The following is a 13,852-nucleotide window of genomic DNA, read 5'->3' on the forward strand; positions in this document are numbered from 1 at the left end:
GACGGGCAGTCCGAGTTCGCCGCCGCGCCGCACGAGGCGTGGGCGAAGCCATGGCCGCGCGGCCCAGGCGCGGTGCCGTTCAACCCCTCGATGCAGAAGGATCTTCGACCATGTGGACAGGTGTCATCCCGGCCGTCACGACCAAGTTCAAGCCCGACGGCAGCCTCGACCACGCCGAGATGGAGCGCTGCTTCAGCGTCCAGATGGAGGCGGGCTGCGACGGCATCATCGTGTGCGGCTCGCTGGGCGAGGGGCCGATGCTGTCCCACGACGAGCGCATCGCGGTGCTCCAGCGGGCCCAGTCGGTCACCAAGGGCAAGCCGACCCTGCTGACCGTGGCAGAGGCGGGCACCCGCGAGGCCTGCGAACTCGCCGCCAAGGCGGCCAAGGCCGGGGCCAGCGGCCTCATGGTGGTGCCGAGCCCGATCTACCACACCGACCCGGCCGAGACGGTCGAGACCCTGCGGGCCGTTGCGGCCGCGGGCGATCTGCCGGTGATGATCTATTCCAACCGCGTCGCCTACCGGGTCGATGTCACCCCGGAGATCATGGAGGAACTGGCCGCGGATCCGCGCTTTGTCGCCATCAAGGAATCCTCCGACGACATCCGCCGGACCACCGAGATCATCAACCGGCTGGGCGACCGCTACGCCGTGCTCACCGGCGTCGACAACCTCGCTCTCGAAGCCCTCGCGGTCGGCGCCTGCGGCTGGGTCGCCGGCCTCGTCTGCGCCTTCCCGGCCGAGACGGTCGCGATCTACCGCCTGATGCAGGCCGGCCGCCTCAAGGAGGCGCTGGCGATCTACCGCTGGTTCCGGCCGCTCCTCGACCTCGATGTCTCGACCTACCTGGTCCAGAACATCAAGTTCGCCGAAGCCCTCGCCATCAACTCGACCGAGCACGTGCGGGGCCCGCGCAAGCCCCTGTCCGGGGCGCGGCGGGAAGCGGTCGAGGCGATCGTGCGCAAGGCGATCGAGACCCGCCCCGCCCTGCCCGCGGCGGCGTGACGGTTATCGGCGGCGCGACATCCGCGGACGCCATGCGATCGCAGGTTCACCGCCCCGGCTGGCCCGGGCGGTGAACCTGCGGTTCTTCGACCGGTCGGGTCAGCGGCCGACGCCCACGCCGGTGCCGCCGCCGATCGGGGCGATCGCGTTCGGCCCGGTATTGGGGCTGGGCGTCGCGGCCTGGTTCCGCTCGATGTTCATCTGGAGCGTGTTGCCCTGCGTCGTCTGCTCCTGCCGCAGCGAGCGCATCTGGCTGTTGTACTCCATGGATTGGTTCGCGGCGTTCGGGTTGTTCTGCTGGACCTGGGCCAGGACCGGGGTCGAGACGAGCGGCGACAGGCAGAGGCCGGCGAGGAGAAGGATGCGCATGGTCAGGCTCTGAAGCGTGTGGGGGTTCACGGAGCCGACGCGCCCGGGCGCTGCCAAGTTCCGCCGACAACCAGCGACCTGATGCATCGGGGCAGCCCTGTCGGGACGGGCCGCGCGCCGGTTCCGGCCGCGATGACGGCGGCTCAGCAGCCGATGCAGACGCGCGGATCCCATTTCGGCAGGGGCTTCAGCGGCGGCGGCGGTTTCGGCGCCGCCGTGGTGGTCACGCTCTGCTCCGGCAGCGTGACCGCGAGGTTCCGCGCGGTGTCTCCGACGATGGCGGCATCCTGGACCGGCTCGACCGCGGCGGGAGGGGCGATGCCGCTGGTCGGATCGCGATCGACCGCCCACGCGGCGCCGAGGCTGAGCGCGACGGCCAAGCCGGCAACGAGGAGGCGGATGACGATCATGGGGGACTCCGCCGGCACAACGTGACGCGGGCGGCGCGGTTCAACCGCCCGCCGCGCCTGCGGTGCGGCGTATTGGGCCCGGTCCCGGCGTCCGATGCGGTGCCGTCTCGGAACGCGTCAGGATCGCCGCGGGCGCAGCGACGAGGCCGGCAGGATCGTCGCGTGCCAGCGATTGTCGTCCTGCGGCACCCACGGGCGCTCGACCGGACGCTCGGGCAGCCGGTACGCGACGGGGATCGACCCGACCGGCCATGCCACCGGCGCCGTCTGGAGATGCGCGAGCTTCCGCGGGGGCAGGCGTTTCGCCAGCCGGACCGGACGCGCCCGCGCGGCGACCCTGCGGCGGTCGTGCCGCTGGAGCCGGGCGTAGCGCTTGCGCAGCTGGGCGAGCCGGACCTTCGCCCGCGGGCGGCGCGCGGCCATCGTCACGCGCGGATTCGGCCGCGCCAGCTCGGCCAGGCTCGGCTTGTCGTAGCTGACCGGGGCGACGCGGTTGGCCGCCGTGATGCAGCCCGTGCAGATGGAGAGCGAAAGCTGCTGCCAGCGCTGCTGCTGTCTCTCTGCGATGAGCCCGGCGCGATCGATGCCCGCACCGGCATGGTCCGCGCTCCGGATCGCGGGCAAGGCCGCGCTGATGCTCGGCAACGCGATGGCGAATGCAGAAAGCGCCGCCATCCAAGAGTGTGCAACGCGCGTCATGACCCATCTCGGCGGTCGCCAAAAGCCGCCAAGCTTCCTGTTGCCGTGTCGGTGCGGCCGAGCAAACCGTTTTCTTGGGCCGTCGGTATTCAATACGCACGCCGCGGGCGCGCCATCGGAACGGCGGCGCCCGCGATGCTTCCGGTTGCCGTGGCTGATCTCCTCGAGATGATCACGCTATTTTGCAATATCCTGAAGTATTGTTGGGTTGTTTCCCGGTCGTTTCCGGCGCTCAGCCTCGACAAACGGCCGGATATATGGTTAATTCCACGGATCGCGGCCGACGATTAGGGCCGAGTCTGGCATCAGGGTACTCATGAACGGTGTAAGGCGGATGGCGGCTCTCGGCTTGGTGCTCGTGACGGGGGCGTGCGCGCGTCTGCCGAATGTCCCGACGGCCTACAGCGCCTTGCCGCGCACGGTTTCATCGGGTGCCGCGGCGCCGGTGGCGACGCTTCCGGAGGCTCCGGTCGAGGCGCCGGCCGCCCTGCCTCGCATCGTTATCCCCGGCACCCTGACGGTCCCGGTCGCGGCTTTCGAGCCGCGCGGGCTGAACCCGAACGCGGTCCTCGACTCGTCCCGGCGCAGCCGCATGACCTGGGAGGCGTTGCACCCCGGGGATCTCCTGAAGCCGCCGGCTCTCGCGGCGGCGGGGCAGCCGGCGCCGTCGGGGGCCGCGCCCCGGACCTACGACCGTGAGGCGATGATGGACCGCCTGCTCAAGGGCGGGCGCAATGCGGCGGGCGGCATCTGCTCCGGGTGCTGATCCAGGACCGCCGCGGTCCGGCATGGTTAGCCGATTGCCTCTCCGGTCGCGCTCGGTTTACGCGCCGTTAACGGGTCCTGCCCAAGTTGCCGCGAGCGACCTGAGGGAGGCGTGGCATGGGTGCCTTGAAGGCGGAAGACGAGCAGGCTGTCGAGCGCCTGACGCTGCGGCTCCTGCAGGACGCCTATTGCGACCTCGCGGCCGTGCTCCGCGGCGCCCAGCCCGCGGCCGCCGCGGCCATCCTGGCCGTCATGGAACAGCGCGTCACCGACGTCCTCACCCGGATCTGCCAGCAGGGCTCCGAGGGCGCCGCCTCCGAGCGTATCGCGATCGCCGTCGGCGAGCGGATGGGCGAGATCATGGATCAGGCCCACGGCCGGGACGGAAGCGCGGCCCTGGCGGCGTGAGGCCGTTCCGCCGGCCGGGATCCGCCCCGCGGCCATTGCCAGCACCCTGAGCGCGGGCCCATCCTGCCGCGGATGCGTTCGCCCGTTCCCCTGTCCGCCGTGCGGATCTTCGAGGCCGCCGCGCGGCGGCGCTCGTTCAAGGCGGCGGCCGGCGAGCTGAACCTGTCGCCGAGCGCGGTCAGCCACGCCGTGCGCAAGCTGGAGGAGACCCTCGGCGTCGCCCTGTTCGAGCGGACTGGCCAGGGCATCACCCCGACCCCGGCCGGCGAGGCCCTGTGCGACCATGTCGGCCGGGCCTTCGCCGAATTGAACCGCGGCTTCGACCTCGTGGCGAATCGCGGGCCGCAATTGCTGCGGCTGCACTGCGCCCCGAGCTTCGCCGCGCAATGGCTCGCGCCGCGTCTGGCGCGCTTCCTCAGCGAGCATCCGGGCTTCGAGGTGCGGCTCGCCGCCGGCATGGACTACGCCCGGTTCATCACCGACGAGTTCGACGCCGACATCGTCTACGGGCCGCCCCGGGGCGAGGGGCTGGTGCGCATGCCGCTCGGGCTCGAGACCGTGACGCCGCTCTGCGATCCCGAGCGCGCCGCCCGGATCACCGGCCCCGCCGACCTGTTCGCGCAGACCCTGATCCAGAGCGACAACAAGCAGGTGCGCTGGACCCATTGGTTCGAGCGCAACCGGCTGACCGCGCCGCCCACCGCCGCGATCCGCTTCGACCGGAGCTTCCTGGCCCTGGCGGCGGCAGCCGACGGGTTGGGCGTCGCCCTCGAATCCACCCGGCTCGCCGAGCGGGAGATCGCCGCCGGCCGCCTGGTCGTGCCTTTGGCCGGGCGGGCGGAGGATATCAGCTACACAGGCCACCATTTCGTCTGCCCGGCCGATGCCCGCCGCCGGGCGCCGCTGCGGGTCTTCGCCCGCTGGCTCGCCCGGGAGCTCGCGATCGAGCTGGACGCCGAACTGGCCTGAGGCCCGAGGGCAGGTGAATCCCATTCACCTGCGGGTGCAGGATTCGCGTTTGTCGCGCGGACCGCCCCGGGCCAATGTCGCCGCAACGAACAAGACGCGAGGAAACGTCACCGCGAGGCCGCCGATCCCCGGATCGCGGTCGCCGGCCTCAGCCTCCGTCGCGACGACAGGCTTCGATCCCGCACGCGCGCGGATCGCCGGGAGGGTCCCATGCTGCTGAACGATCGGGTCTGCGTGATCACCGGGGCGGCCTCCGCCCGCGGCATCGGGAAGGCCACGGCGCGCCTGTTTGCGACCTACGGCGCCCGCATCGCCGTGCTCGACCTCGATGCCGGCCAGGCCGAGGAGGCCGCCCGCGACATCGGCCCCGGCCATATCGGACTCGCCTGCAACGTGACCGACCGGGCCGCCTGTGACCGAGCCGCCGAGGAGATCGTCGCCCGGCTCGGGCGCATCGACGTGCTGGTCAACAATGCCGGCATCACCCAGCCGCTCAAGATCATGGAGATCGCGCCGGAGAACTACGACGCGGTCACCGACGTGAACCTGCGCGGCACCCTCTACATGAGCCAAGCCGTGATCCCGGGGATGCGCGGCCAGGGCTCGGGGGCGATCGTGTGCATGTCCTCGGTCTCCGCCCAGCGCGGCGGCGGCATCTTCGGCGGCCCACATTACAGCGCCGCCAAGGGCGGCGTGCTCGGCCTCGCCAAGGCCATGGCCCGGGAGCTCGGCCCCGACGGGATCCGGGTGAATTCCGTGACGCCCGGCCTGATCCAGACCGACATCACCGGCGGCAAGCTCACCCCCGAGCTCAAGGTCGAGATCGCCAAGGGCATCCCGCTCGGGCGCCTCGGGGTGGCCGACGACGTCGCCAAGGCCTGCCTGTTCCTGGCCTCCGACCTGTCCGCGTACATCACCGGGGCGGTGATCGACGTGAACGGCGGCATGCTGATCCACTGAGGGGGGAGTCCCATGCCGACCGAGAGGCTGCCGACCGAACGGCCCCGCGCGGGGTCCAACGTCCCGCTCAGCGAGCGCGCCTACCGCATCCGCCGCCACGCCCTGCGCATGGGCGAGGTCCAGGGCCAGGGCTACATCGCCCAGGCGCTCGGCATCAGCGACGTGCTGGCGGTGAGCTACTTCCACGCCATGACCTACCGGCCCGAGGATCCCGAATGGGAGGGCCGCGACCGGTTCCTGCTCTCGATCGGCCACTACGCCATCGCCCTCTACGCGGCGCTGATCGAGGCGGAGATCATCCCGGAGGACGAGCTGACGAGCTATGGCGGCGACGACAGCCGCCTGCCGATGTCCGGCATGGCCGCCTACACGCCGGGCATGGAGATCACCGGCGGCTCGCTCGGCCACGGGCTCGGGATCGCGGTCGGCATGGCGCTGGGCCTCAAGCGGAAAAGCTCGACGAGCTTTGTCTACAACCTGTTCTCCGACGGCGAGCTCGACGAGGGCTCGACCTGGGAGGCCGCCATGTCGGCGGGCTCGTTCAAGCTCGACAACCTGATCGGCCTCGTCGACGTGAACGGCATGCAGGCCGACGGCGCCTCCACGGGGGTGCTCAACTTCGAGCCGCTGGCCCCGAAATTCGAGGCGTTCAACTGGTTCGTGCAGCGGGTCGACGGCAACGACCTCGACGCGCTGGTGGCGGCCTTCGACGCCGCCCGGAACCACCCGGGGCCGCAGCCCCGGATCATCATCTGCGACACGCGCATGGCCAAGGGCGTGCCGTTCCTGGAGGCGCGCGAGCGCAACCACTTCCTGCGCGTCGAGCCGGACGAGTGGCAGCGGGCGCTGGCAATCCTGGACGAAGGGAGGGTGCGGTGAGACGCTCGAAATACGAGAAGCCCGCGCCCCGCGAGGGCGGCAGCCTCAAGACCTCGGCGATGATCGCCTCGCTCGCCGCCCCCGGGCAGCGGACCAAGGCTGCGCCCTTCGGCCATGCCCTGGTCGAGCTCGCCAAGACGCGGTCCGACATCGTCGGCCTGTCGGCGGACCTGTCGAAATACACCGACCTGCACATCTTCGCGCAGGCCCATCCCGAGCGGTTCTACCAGATGGGGATGGCCGAGCAGCTCCTGATGAGCGCGGCGGCCGGGCTCGCCCGGGAAGGCTTCACGCCGTTCGCCACAACCTACGCGGTGTTCGCGGCGCGGCGGGCCTACGACTTCATCTGCCTGGCGATCGCGGAGGAGAATCTCGACGTCAAGATCGCCTGCGCCCTGCCCGGCCTGACCACCGGCTACGGCCCGAGCCACCAGGCGACGGAAGACCTCGCGATCTTCCGCGGCATGCCCAACCTCACGATCATCGACCCCTGCGACGCCCACGAGATCGAGCAGGTCGTGCCGGCCATGGCCGCCCATAAGGGGCCGGTCTACCTGCGGCTCCTGCGCGGCAACGTCCCCCTGGTGCTCGACGAGTACGGCTACACGTTCGAGCTCGGCAAGGCCAAGACGATCCGCGACGGCCGCGACGTGCTCGTGATCGCCTCCGGACTGATGACCATGCGGGCGCTGGAGGTGGCCGACGCCCTGCGCGACGACCGGATCGACGTGGCGGTCCTGCACGTGCCGACGATCAAGCCGCTGGACGAGGCGACGATCCTGCGCGAGGCCGGGCGCGGCGGCCGGCTCGTGGTGGTGGCCGAGAACCACACGGTGATCGGCGGCCTCGGCGAGGCGGTGGCCGGCCTGCTGATGCGCAACGGCACGATGCCCGAGCGCGGCTTCCGCCAGATCGGCCTCCCGGACGAATTCCTCGACGCCGGCGCCCTGCCGACGCTCCACGACCGCTACGGGATCTCGGCGGCCGCCATGGCGCGGAGCATCCGCGGATGGCTGTGAGCCGCCTCGCCTTCGTCGGCCTCGGTGCCATGGGCCTGCCGATGGCGGGCCACCTCGTCGCCGCGGGGTTTTCCGTGCGCGGCTACGACGTCCGGGCGGAGAGCCGCGCGGCCGTCGCGGCCCTGGGCGGGGCGCCGGCCGAGACCCTGGCGCAGGCGACTGACGGCGCCGACGCGCTCCTCCTGATGGTGGTGAACGCCGCCCAGGCCGAGGACGTGCTGTTCGCGCACGGCGCCCTCGACGCCCTCGCCCCGGACGGGATCGTGGTCCTGATGGCGACCTGTCCGCCGGGGGCCGTGGAGGCCATCGCGGAACGCGTCCGCGCCACCGGCCGCCGGTTCGTGGATGCCCCGGTCTCGGGGGGCGTCGTCGGCGCGAAGGCCGCCAAGCTCACGATCATGGCCGCGGCCCCGGCCGCGACCCTGGCGGCGATCCGCCCGGTCCTCGACGCGCTCGGCGACCGGATCTTCCATGTCGGCGAGCGGCCGGGCCAGGGCGCCACCGTCAAGGCGGTGAACCAGCTCCTGTGCGGCGTCCATATCGCGGCCGCCGCCGAGGCGATGGCCCTGGCCGGGCGGGTCGGGGTCGATTGCGCGGTGGTGCTGGAGATCCTCTCGGGCTCCTCGGCCGCGAGCTGGATGCTGCGCGACCGCGGGCCCCGGATGCTGGCGGCGGAGCCGGAGGTGACCAGCGCGGTCGACATCTTCGTCAAGGATCTCGGCATCGTGCTGGAGGCCGGACGCAGCGCCGGCGCGGCCCTGCCGCTGGCGGCGCTGGCCCATCAGCTCTTCGTCTCGACCTCGGGCCGGGGCGACGGCGCCGCCGACGACAGCCAGGTGGTGCGCGCCTATCGCGCCCTCAACGGGGACTGAGCGGATCGGTCAGTGGGCGGTGAAGTGTCGGCGTTTGTGCGCCGCCACGGCTTGTCCCCGCGCCGCTGAGCCTGGATGATTGGCGCCGGAGCAGAAACGGCGCGTGAGACGCACAGAAGCGGTCCGCCGGTACCAGTACCGGGCCGCGAAGACTGAAGGGCCGCACGATCCACACGACCGGTTAACGGCGGGGATCGCGCGGCTCGGGACGACCCAGGGAGTGAAACCATGCGCCACACGCGTTTCAGCCGCCGCAGCCTGCTCGCGGGCGCGGCCGCCGTTCCGGTCTTCGGCATCCTGACCCGGCGCGGGCAGGCGGCCGAGTTCTCCTACAAGCTCGCCACCGGCCAGGACCCGACCCACCCGGTCAACGTCCGGGCGCAGGAGGCCCTCGACCGGATCCGCGAGGCGACCGGCGGGCGACTGGAGATCAAGCTGTTCCCGGCCAACCAACTCGGCTCCGACACCGACCTGCTGGCGCAGGTGCGCAACGGCAGCGTCGAGTTCTTCAACCTCGCCACCTCGATCCTCGCCACCTTCGTGCCGGCCGCGAGCCTGCCCAACACCGGCTTCGCCTTCAAGGATTACGACGCGGTCTGGGCGGCGATGGATGGCGGGCTCGGCGACTACGTCCGGGCCGAGATCGCCAAGACGCCGATCCTCACCGTCTCGAAGGTCTGGGACAACGGCTTCCGGCAGATCACCTCCTCGACCCGCGAGATCAGGACCCCCGAGGACCTGAAGGGCTTCAAGATCCGCGTGCCCCCGGCGCCGATGCTGACCTCGCTGTTCAAGGCGCTCGATGCCGGCGCGGCGCCGATCAATTTCAACGAGCTGTACTCCGCCCTCCAGACCAAGGTCGTCGAGGGCCAGGAGAACCCGCTCGCCATCACGGCCACCGCCCGGCTCTACGAGGTGCAGAAATCCTGCAGCCTGACCGGGCATGTCTGGGACGGCTACTGGATCCTGGGCAACAAGAAGGCCTGGCAGCGCCTGCCGGAGGATCTGCGCCGGACGGTTTCCAGCGAGCTCGACCGGTCCGGCACCGACCAGCGCGCGGATGTGGCCAAGCTCAGCCTGTCCCTGCGCGAGAGCCTTGCCGCCAAGGGTATCGGCTTCGTCGACGTCGACCGCGCGCGCTTCCGCGAGGCCCTGGGCCGGACGAGCTTCTACCGGGACTGGAAGGCCAAGTACGGCGATGCGGCGTGGTCGCATCTCGAAGACGTATCCGGCAAACTCACCTGAGGAACGACCGCCATGCAGATCGACATCGCGGCCGTCGAGAGCGCGGCCGGGCTTGAGCTGGCGGGGCCGCCCTTGCGCGCCCGGTCCTGGCTGCGCAAGCTGGACGTGGCCCTGGGCTACCTGGTGGAGATCCCGGCGGCGCTGCTGGTTCTGGCCGAGATCGCCGTCCTGTTCGGCGGCGTGGTCAGCCGCTACGTGTTCCGCGAGCCGCTTGTCTGGTCGGACGAGCTGGCCGCGATCCTGTTCCTGTGGCTCGCCATGCTGGGCGCCGTGGTCGCCTTCCGCCGGGCCGAGCACATGCGCATGACCGCCATCGTGGCGATGTGCGGCCCGCGCCTGCGCGCCTTCCTGGAGACGGTCGCCCTGGTGGCCGGCCTGATCTTCGTGGCTCTGGTGCTGGAGCCGGCCTTCGAATTCGCCAGCGAGGAGACCTTCGTCCAGACCCCCGCGCTGGCGCTCAACAACGCCTGGCGGGCCGCCGCCCTGCCGATCGGCTTCGGCCTGATGCTGCTCGTCGCGCTGATCCGCCTGCTGGAGACCGCCGACTGGCGCCTCACCGTCGGGGCCCTGGCGCTCGGCGGCGGCATCGCCGCCGGGCTCGTCGCGCTCCAGCCCGTCTTCGCGGGGCTCGGCAACCTCAACCTGCTGCTGTTCTTCGTGCTCGGCGTCGGCGCCCTGGTCTTCTCCGGCGTGCCGATCGCCTTCGCGTTCGGGCTGTCCACCTACGCCTACATCACGCTCACCACCAACGCCCCGTCGATGGTGGTGGTCGGGCGCATGGACGAGGGCATGAGCCACCTCATCCTCCTCGCCGTGCCGCTGTTCGTGTTCCTCGGCCTGCTGATCGAGATGACCGGCATGGCCCGGGCCATGGTCGGGTTCCTGGCCTCGCTGCTCGGCCATGTCCGCGGCGGCCTGCACTACGTGCTGGTCGGCGCCATGTACCTCGTCTCGGGCATCTCCGGCTCGAAGGCCGCCGACATGGCCGCGGTCGCGCCGGTGCTGTTTCCGGAGATGAAGGCCCGGGGCGCCAAGGAGGGCGACCTCGTGGCCCTGCTCGCCACCACCGGCGCGCAGACCGAGACGATCCCGCCCTCCATCGTGCTGATCACCATCGGCTCGGTCACCGGCGTGTCGATCACCGCCCTGTTCACCGGCGGCCTGATGCCGGGCCTGGTTCTGGCCGTGACCCTCTGTGCCCTGGTCTGGTGGCGCTACCGCCGGGAGGACCTGAGCCATGTCGCCCGGCCGTCGCGGGGCGTGATCGGCCGCGCCCTCGTGGTGGCGGTGCCGGCCCTGGCCCTGCCCTTCGTGATCCGCTTCGCGGTGGTCGAGGGCATCGCCACCGCCACCGAGGTCTCGACCATCGGCATCGTCTACGCGGTGCTGGCGGGGCTCCTGATCTACCGCCAGTTCGACTGGCGGCGGCTCTACCCGATGCTGGTCATGACCGCGACCCTGTCGGGGGCGATCCTGCTGATCATCGGCGCGGCCACCGGCATGGCCTGGGCGCTGACCCAGTCGGGCTTCTCGCAGACGCTCGCGGTGGCGATGAAGAGCCTGCCCGGCGGACCCGTGGGCTTCCTGTTCGTGTCGGCGGGCGCCTTCATCATCCTGGGCTCGGTGCTGGAGGGCATCCCGGCCATCGTGCTGTTCGGCCCGCTGCTGTTCCCGATCGCCCGGCAGGTCGGCGTGCACGAGGTCCACTACGCGATGGTGGTGATCCTCGCGATGGGCATCGGCCTGTTCGCCCCGCCCTTCGGGGTCGGCTACTACGCCGCCTGCGCGATCAGCCGGATCCACCCGGACGCGGGCATGCGCCCGATCGTCGGCTACATCCTGGCCCTGCTCGTCGGCCTCGTCGTCATCATCCTGGTCCCCTGGTTCTCGATCGGGTTCCTCTGAAAATCCCGGATCCGAAAGAGGTCCGAGACCTTTCGTGGGTGCAGGGCAAAGCCCTGCTGCGCAGCCAAGACCGCTTCATCAGGGCTCCACCCCGATACCCCGCCAAAGGGCTGAGCCCTTTGGAAACCCCGACGCATGCCTGAACCTCGAGCCACCGCCATGCCAGAGACCCGAGAAGCCCTCACCGCCCGGATGGCCGACGCGATTCGCTTCCTGTCCCTCGACGCCATCGAGCGGGCGGGCGACGGGCATCCCGGCGCGCCGCTGGGCTGCGCCGAGATCGCGGTGGCTCTGTTCACCCGCCACCTGAAGTGCAACCCGGCCGACCCGGAATGGCCGGACCGCGACCGCTTCGTGCTCTCGAACGGGCACGGCTCGATGCTGCTCTATTCCGCGCTCCACCTCGCCGGCTATGCCGGCCTGCCGATGGAGCAGATCCGCCGCTTCCGCGAGCTCGGCTCGCACACCCACGGCCACCCGGAGATCGCCCCCGAGCTCGGCATCGAGGCGACCACCGGGCCCCTCGGGCAGGGCATCGCCAACGCCGTCGGCATGGCCGTGGCCGAGGCCAAGCTCGCCGCGGAATTCGGGCCCGGCCTCGTGGATCACCGCACCTATGCGCTGGTCGGCGACGGCTGCCTGCAGGAGGGCATCGCCCACGAGGTGATCTCGCTCGCCGGCCATCTGCGCCTGGCGAAGCTGACCTTCCTGTGGGACGACAACCGGATCACCGACGACGGCGCCACCGACCTGTCGATCTCGGAGGACGTGCGCGCCCGCTTCCGCGCCGCCGACTGGCAGGTGATCGACGCGGACGGCCACGACGTCGAGTCCGTCTCCGCCGCGATCCGCCTCGCCCAGTCCGACCCGCGCCCGACCCTGATCGCCTGCCGCACCGTGATCGGCCGCGGCCTGCCGCGGCTGGAGGGTCAGCGCGGCGCCCATGGCGGGCGGGTGTTCGAGACCGACCTCGCCGAGGCCCGGGCCGCGAAGGGCTGGGACCATCCGGCCTTCACGGTGCCGGACGACGTCGCCGCGGCGTGGCGCAGCGGCGCCGCCGAGCGCAACCGCGCCGCCTATGCGGCCTGGCAGGCCCGGCGCGAGGCCCTGCCCGCCCCGGTCCGGGCAGAGTTCGACCGGGTGAGCGCCGGCCGCCTGCCGGAGACCTGGCGCGACGCGCTCCGGACCCAGCGCGACCGCCTCGCCGCCGCCGGCGCGGCGCGCCCGAGCATCGAGGTCTCCGCCGAGATCGTCGCTGCCCTGTCGGAGGCGATCCCAGAGCTGTTCTCCGGCGCCCCGGATCTCGAAGGGCCGACCCGGCACAAGGGTGAACTCCACGCCTTCACGGCGCAGGACCGCTGCGGGCGCTACCTGCATTACGGCATCCGCGAGCACGCGATGGGCTCGATGATGAACGGCATCGCGGCCCATCGCGGCCTGGTGCCGGTGGGCGCCACCTACCTGGTCTTCTCGGATTACATGCGCCCGTCGCTGCGGATGGCGGCGCTGATGAACCTGCCGGTCATCACGGTCTACAGCCACGATTCGATCGCCATCGGCCGCAACGGCCCGACCCACCAGCCGGTGGAGTACCTCGCCGCGCTCCGGGCGATCCCGAACATGCTGGTGCTGCGCCCGGCGGACGCGGTCGAGACGGCGGAGTGCTGGGAGATGGCCTTGGCCAACCGGCACGGGCCGTCGTCGCTGATCTGCTCCCGGCAGCCGCTTCCCGCCTTACGCCGGCCGGGCGGCCCCGAGAATCGCAGCGCCCGGGGCGCCTATGTGCTGGCGGAAGCCGAGGGGACGCGGCGGGTCACGCTGATCGGCACCGGCTCGGAGGTGGCGCTGGCGCTCGCGGCCCGCGACGCGCTCCAGGCGGAGGGCGTGCCGACCGCGGTGGTCTCGATGCCATCCTGGGAGGCGTTCGCGGCGCAGGACGAGGCCTATCGCCGGCAGGTCATCCCGCGGGACACGGTCCGGATCGCCGTGGAGGCCGCCCTGCGCTTCGGCTGGGACCGCTGGATCGGCGAGGAGGGCGGCTTCGTCGGCATGACTGGCTTCGGCGCCTCCGGGGCGCCGGAGGCGCTGTTCCGCCATTTCGGCATCACCGCCGAAGCCGTGGTCGAGGCTGCGCGGGCGCGCCTCGCCTGACGCTGTCGGCCGGTCAGATCATCCCGGCGCCGCCGGTGCGCGCGACGCGCTCGCGCTGCTCGGCGTAGCGGCCGGCGGCGACGCGCTTCAGCGCGCCTTCGAGGCGGCCGGCGACCTGGCCGAGGAGCGAGCGCTCCGAGCGGAAGCCGACGAGATACGCGAGGGTGGTCATCGTGCCCGATCCCGAACAAGGG

The 13,852-nt window shown here is 71.6% G+C and carries 15 protein-coding genes; 11 read left to right on the plus strand and 4 right to left on the minus strand.

What is annotated here, in order from left to right:
- Positions 1-110 precede the first annotated feature (110 nt).
- Positions 111-1,007 (plus strand): dihydrodipicolinate synthase family protein, encoded by an 897-nt coding sequence (locus BMZ47_RS15550; RefSeq protein ID WP_091863328.1) that lies wholly within the window; start codon positions 111-113, stop codon positions 1,005-1,007.
- Positions 1,008-1,106: 99 nt separating this feature from the next.
- Here BMZ47_RS15550 and BMZ47_RS15555 read toward each other — a convergent pair whose 3' ends face one another.
- From BMZ47_RS15555 to BMZ47_RS15565, 3 genes are all read right to left on the minus strand, one after another.
- Positions 1,107-1,376 (minus strand): hypothetical protein, encoded by a 270-nt coding sequence (locus tag BMZ47_RS15555; protein ID WP_039902018.1) that lies wholly within the window; start codon positions 1,374-1,376, stop codon positions 1,107-1,109.
- Between the two features lie 143 nt (positions 1,377-1,519).
- A complete protein-coding gene (locus BMZ47_RS15560) occupies positions 1,520-1,786 on the minus strand; it encodes a hypothetical protein (protein ID WP_091863329.1) in 267 nt (88 codons plus the stop codon).
- 117 nt (positions 1,787-1,903) lie between these two features.
- Complete coding sequence (locus BMZ47_RS15565) at positions 1,904-2,485, minus strand: hypothetical protein (RefSeq protein ID WP_139221003.1); 582 nt, start codon at positions 2,483-2,485, stop codon at positions 1,904-1,906.
- A 445-nt stretch (positions 2,486-2,930) separates the two neighbouring features.
- Here BMZ47_RS15565 and BMZ47_RS15570 point away from each other — a divergent pair, with 445 nt between their 5' ends.
- From BMZ47_RS15570 to tkt, 10 genes are all read left to right on the plus strand, one after another.
- Positions 2,931-3,251: a hypothetical protein gene (locus BMZ47_RS15570; protein WP_244536834.1), complete on the plus strand. Its 321-nt coding sequence runs from the start codon at positions 2,931-2,933 to the stop codon at positions 3,249-3,251.
- Positions 3,252-3,367: 116 nt separating this feature from the next.
- A complete protein-coding gene (locus BMZ47_RS15575) occupies positions 3,368-3,658 on the plus strand; it encodes a hypothetical protein (RefSeq protein ID WP_007558605.1) in 291 nt (96 codons plus the stop codon).
- Positions 3,659-3,730: 72 nt separating this feature from the next.
- Positions 3,731-4,627 carry a LysR substrate-binding domain-containing protein gene (locus BMZ47_RS15580; protein WP_091863331.1) on the plus strand — a complete coding sequence of 299 codons (897 nt, stop codon included), beginning with the start codon at positions 3,731-3,733 and terminating at the stop codon, positions 4,625-4,627.
- A 210-nt stretch (positions 4,628-4,837) separates the two neighbouring features.
- Entirely contained in the window at positions 4,838-5,587 is a 750-nt protein-coding gene (locus tag BMZ47_RS15585; protein ID WP_091863332.1) for an SDR family NAD(P)-dependent oxidoreductase, read from the plus strand.
- A 12-nt stretch (positions 5,588-5,599) separates the two neighbouring features.
- Complete coding sequence (locus BMZ47_RS15590; RefSeq protein ID WP_091863333.1) at positions 5,600-6,466, plus strand: transketolase; 867 nt, start codon at positions 5,600-5,602, stop codon at positions 6,464-6,466.
- On the plus strand, positions 6,463-7,485 hold the full coding sequence (locus tag BMZ47_RS15595) for a transketolase family protein (RefSeq protein ID WP_091863334.1): 1,023 nt from the start codon (positions 6,463-6,465) through the stop codon (positions 7,483-7,485). The genes BMZ47_RS15590 and BMZ47_RS15595 overlap by 4 nt, the downstream gene beginning before the upstream one ends.
- Positions 7,476-8,357, plus strand: a complete 882-nt coding sequence (locus BMZ47_RS15600; RefSeq protein WP_091863335.1) for an NAD(P)-dependent oxidoreductase — start codon at positions 7,476-7,478, stop codon at positions 8,355-8,357. Before BMZ47_RS15595 ends, BMZ47_RS15600 begins: the two co-directional genes overlap by 10 nt.
- A 228-nt stretch (positions 8,358-8,585) precedes the next feature.
- Positions 8,586-9,602 carry a TRAP transporter substrate-binding protein gene (locus tag BMZ47_RS15605; protein WP_091863336.1) on the plus strand — a complete coding sequence of 339 codons (1,017 nt, stop codon included), beginning with the start codon at positions 8,586-8,588 and terminating at the stop codon, positions 9,600-9,602.
- 12 nt (positions 9,603-9,614) lie between these two features.
- On the plus strand, positions 9,615-11,507 hold the full coding sequence (locus BMZ47_RS15610) for a TRAP transporter large permease (RefSeq protein ID WP_091863337.1): 1,893 nt from the start codon (positions 9,615-9,617) through the stop codon (positions 11,505-11,507).
- A 159-nt stretch (positions 11,508-11,666) separates the two neighbouring features.
- Positions 11,667-13,658: a transketolase gene (tkt, locus tag BMZ47_RS15615; protein ID WP_091863338.1), complete on the plus strand. Its 1,992-nt coding sequence runs from the start codon at positions 11,667-11,669 to the stop codon at positions 13,656-13,658.
- 13 nt (positions 13,659-13,671) lie between these two features.
- On the opposite strand, the gene BMZ47_RS28620 is transcribed toward tkt, so the two are convergent.
- The gene (locus BMZ47_RS28620; RefSeq protein WP_167369053.1) at positions 13,672-13,830 is read right to left on the minus strand and encodes a hypothetical protein; all 159 of its coding nucleotides are present in this window, start codon (positions 13,828-13,830) and stop codon (positions 13,672-13,674) included.
- Positions 13,831-13,852 lie beyond the last annotated feature (22 nt).

The sequence above is a fragment of the Methylobacterium brachiatum genome (genome assembly GCF_900113845.1).
Classification (GTDB): domain Bacteria; phylum Pseudomonadota; class Alphaproteobacteria; order Rhizobiales; family Beijerinckiaceae; genus Methylobacterium; species Methylobacterium brachiatum.

What these genes read in the sequence shown, in the direction of transcription:
- BMZ47_RS15550 (WP_091863328.1), top strand. Translation starts at nt 111, where the DNA reads ATGTGGACAGGTGTCATCCCGGCCGTCACGACCAAGTTCAAGCCCGAC.
- BMZ47_RS15555 (WP_039902018.1), bottom strand. Translation starts at nt 1,376, where the DNA reads ATGCGCATCCTTCTCCTCGCCGGCCTCTGCCTGTCGCCGCTCGTCTCG.
- BMZ47_RS15560 (WP_091863329.1), bottom strand. Translation starts at nt 1,786, where the DNA reads ATGATCGTCATCCGCCTCCTCGTTGCCGGCTTGGCCGTCGCGCTCAGC.
- BMZ47_RS15565 (WP_139221003.1), bottom strand. Translation starts at nt 2,485, where the DNA reads ATGACGCGCGTTGCACACTCTTGGATGGCGGCGCTTTCTGCATTCGCC.
- BMZ47_RS15575 (WP_007558605.1), top strand. Translation starts at nt 3,368, where the DNA reads ATGGGTGCCTTGAAGGCGGAAGACGAGCAGGCTGTCGAGCGCCTGACG.
- BMZ47_RS15580 (WP_091863331.1), top strand. Translation starts at nt 3,731, where the DNA reads ATGCGTTCGCCCGTTCCCCTGTCCGCCGTGCGGATCTTCGAGGCCGCC.
- BMZ47_RS15585 (WP_091863332.1), top strand. Translation starts at nt 4,838, where the DNA reads ATGCTGCTGAACGATCGGGTCTGCGTGATCACCGGGGCGGCCTCCGCC.
- BMZ47_RS15590 (WP_091863333.1), top strand. Translation starts at nt 5,600, where the DNA reads ATGCCGACCGAGAGGCTGCCGACCGAACGGCCCCGCGCGGGGTCCAAC.
- BMZ47_RS15600 (WP_091863335.1), top strand. Translation starts at nt 7,476, where the DNA reads ATGGCTGTGAGCCGCCTCGCCTTCGTCGGCCTCGGTGCCATGGGCCTG.
- BMZ47_RS15605 (WP_091863336.1), top strand. Translation starts at nt 8,586, where the DNA reads ATGCGCCACACGCGTTTCAGCCGCCGCAGCCTGCTCGCGGGCGCGGCC.
- BMZ47_RS15610 (WP_091863337.1), top strand. Translation starts at nt 9,615, where the DNA reads ATGCAGATCGACATCGCGGCCGTCGAGAGCGCGGCCGGGCTTGAGCTG.
- tkt (WP_091863338.1), top strand. Translation starts at nt 11,667, where the DNA reads ATGCCAGAGACCCGAGAAGCCCTCACCGCCCGGATGGCCGACGCGATT.
- BMZ47_RS28620 (WP_167369053.1), bottom strand. Translation starts at nt 13,830, where the DNA reads ATGACCACCCTCGCGTATCTCGTCGGCTTCCGCTCGGAGCGCTCGCTC.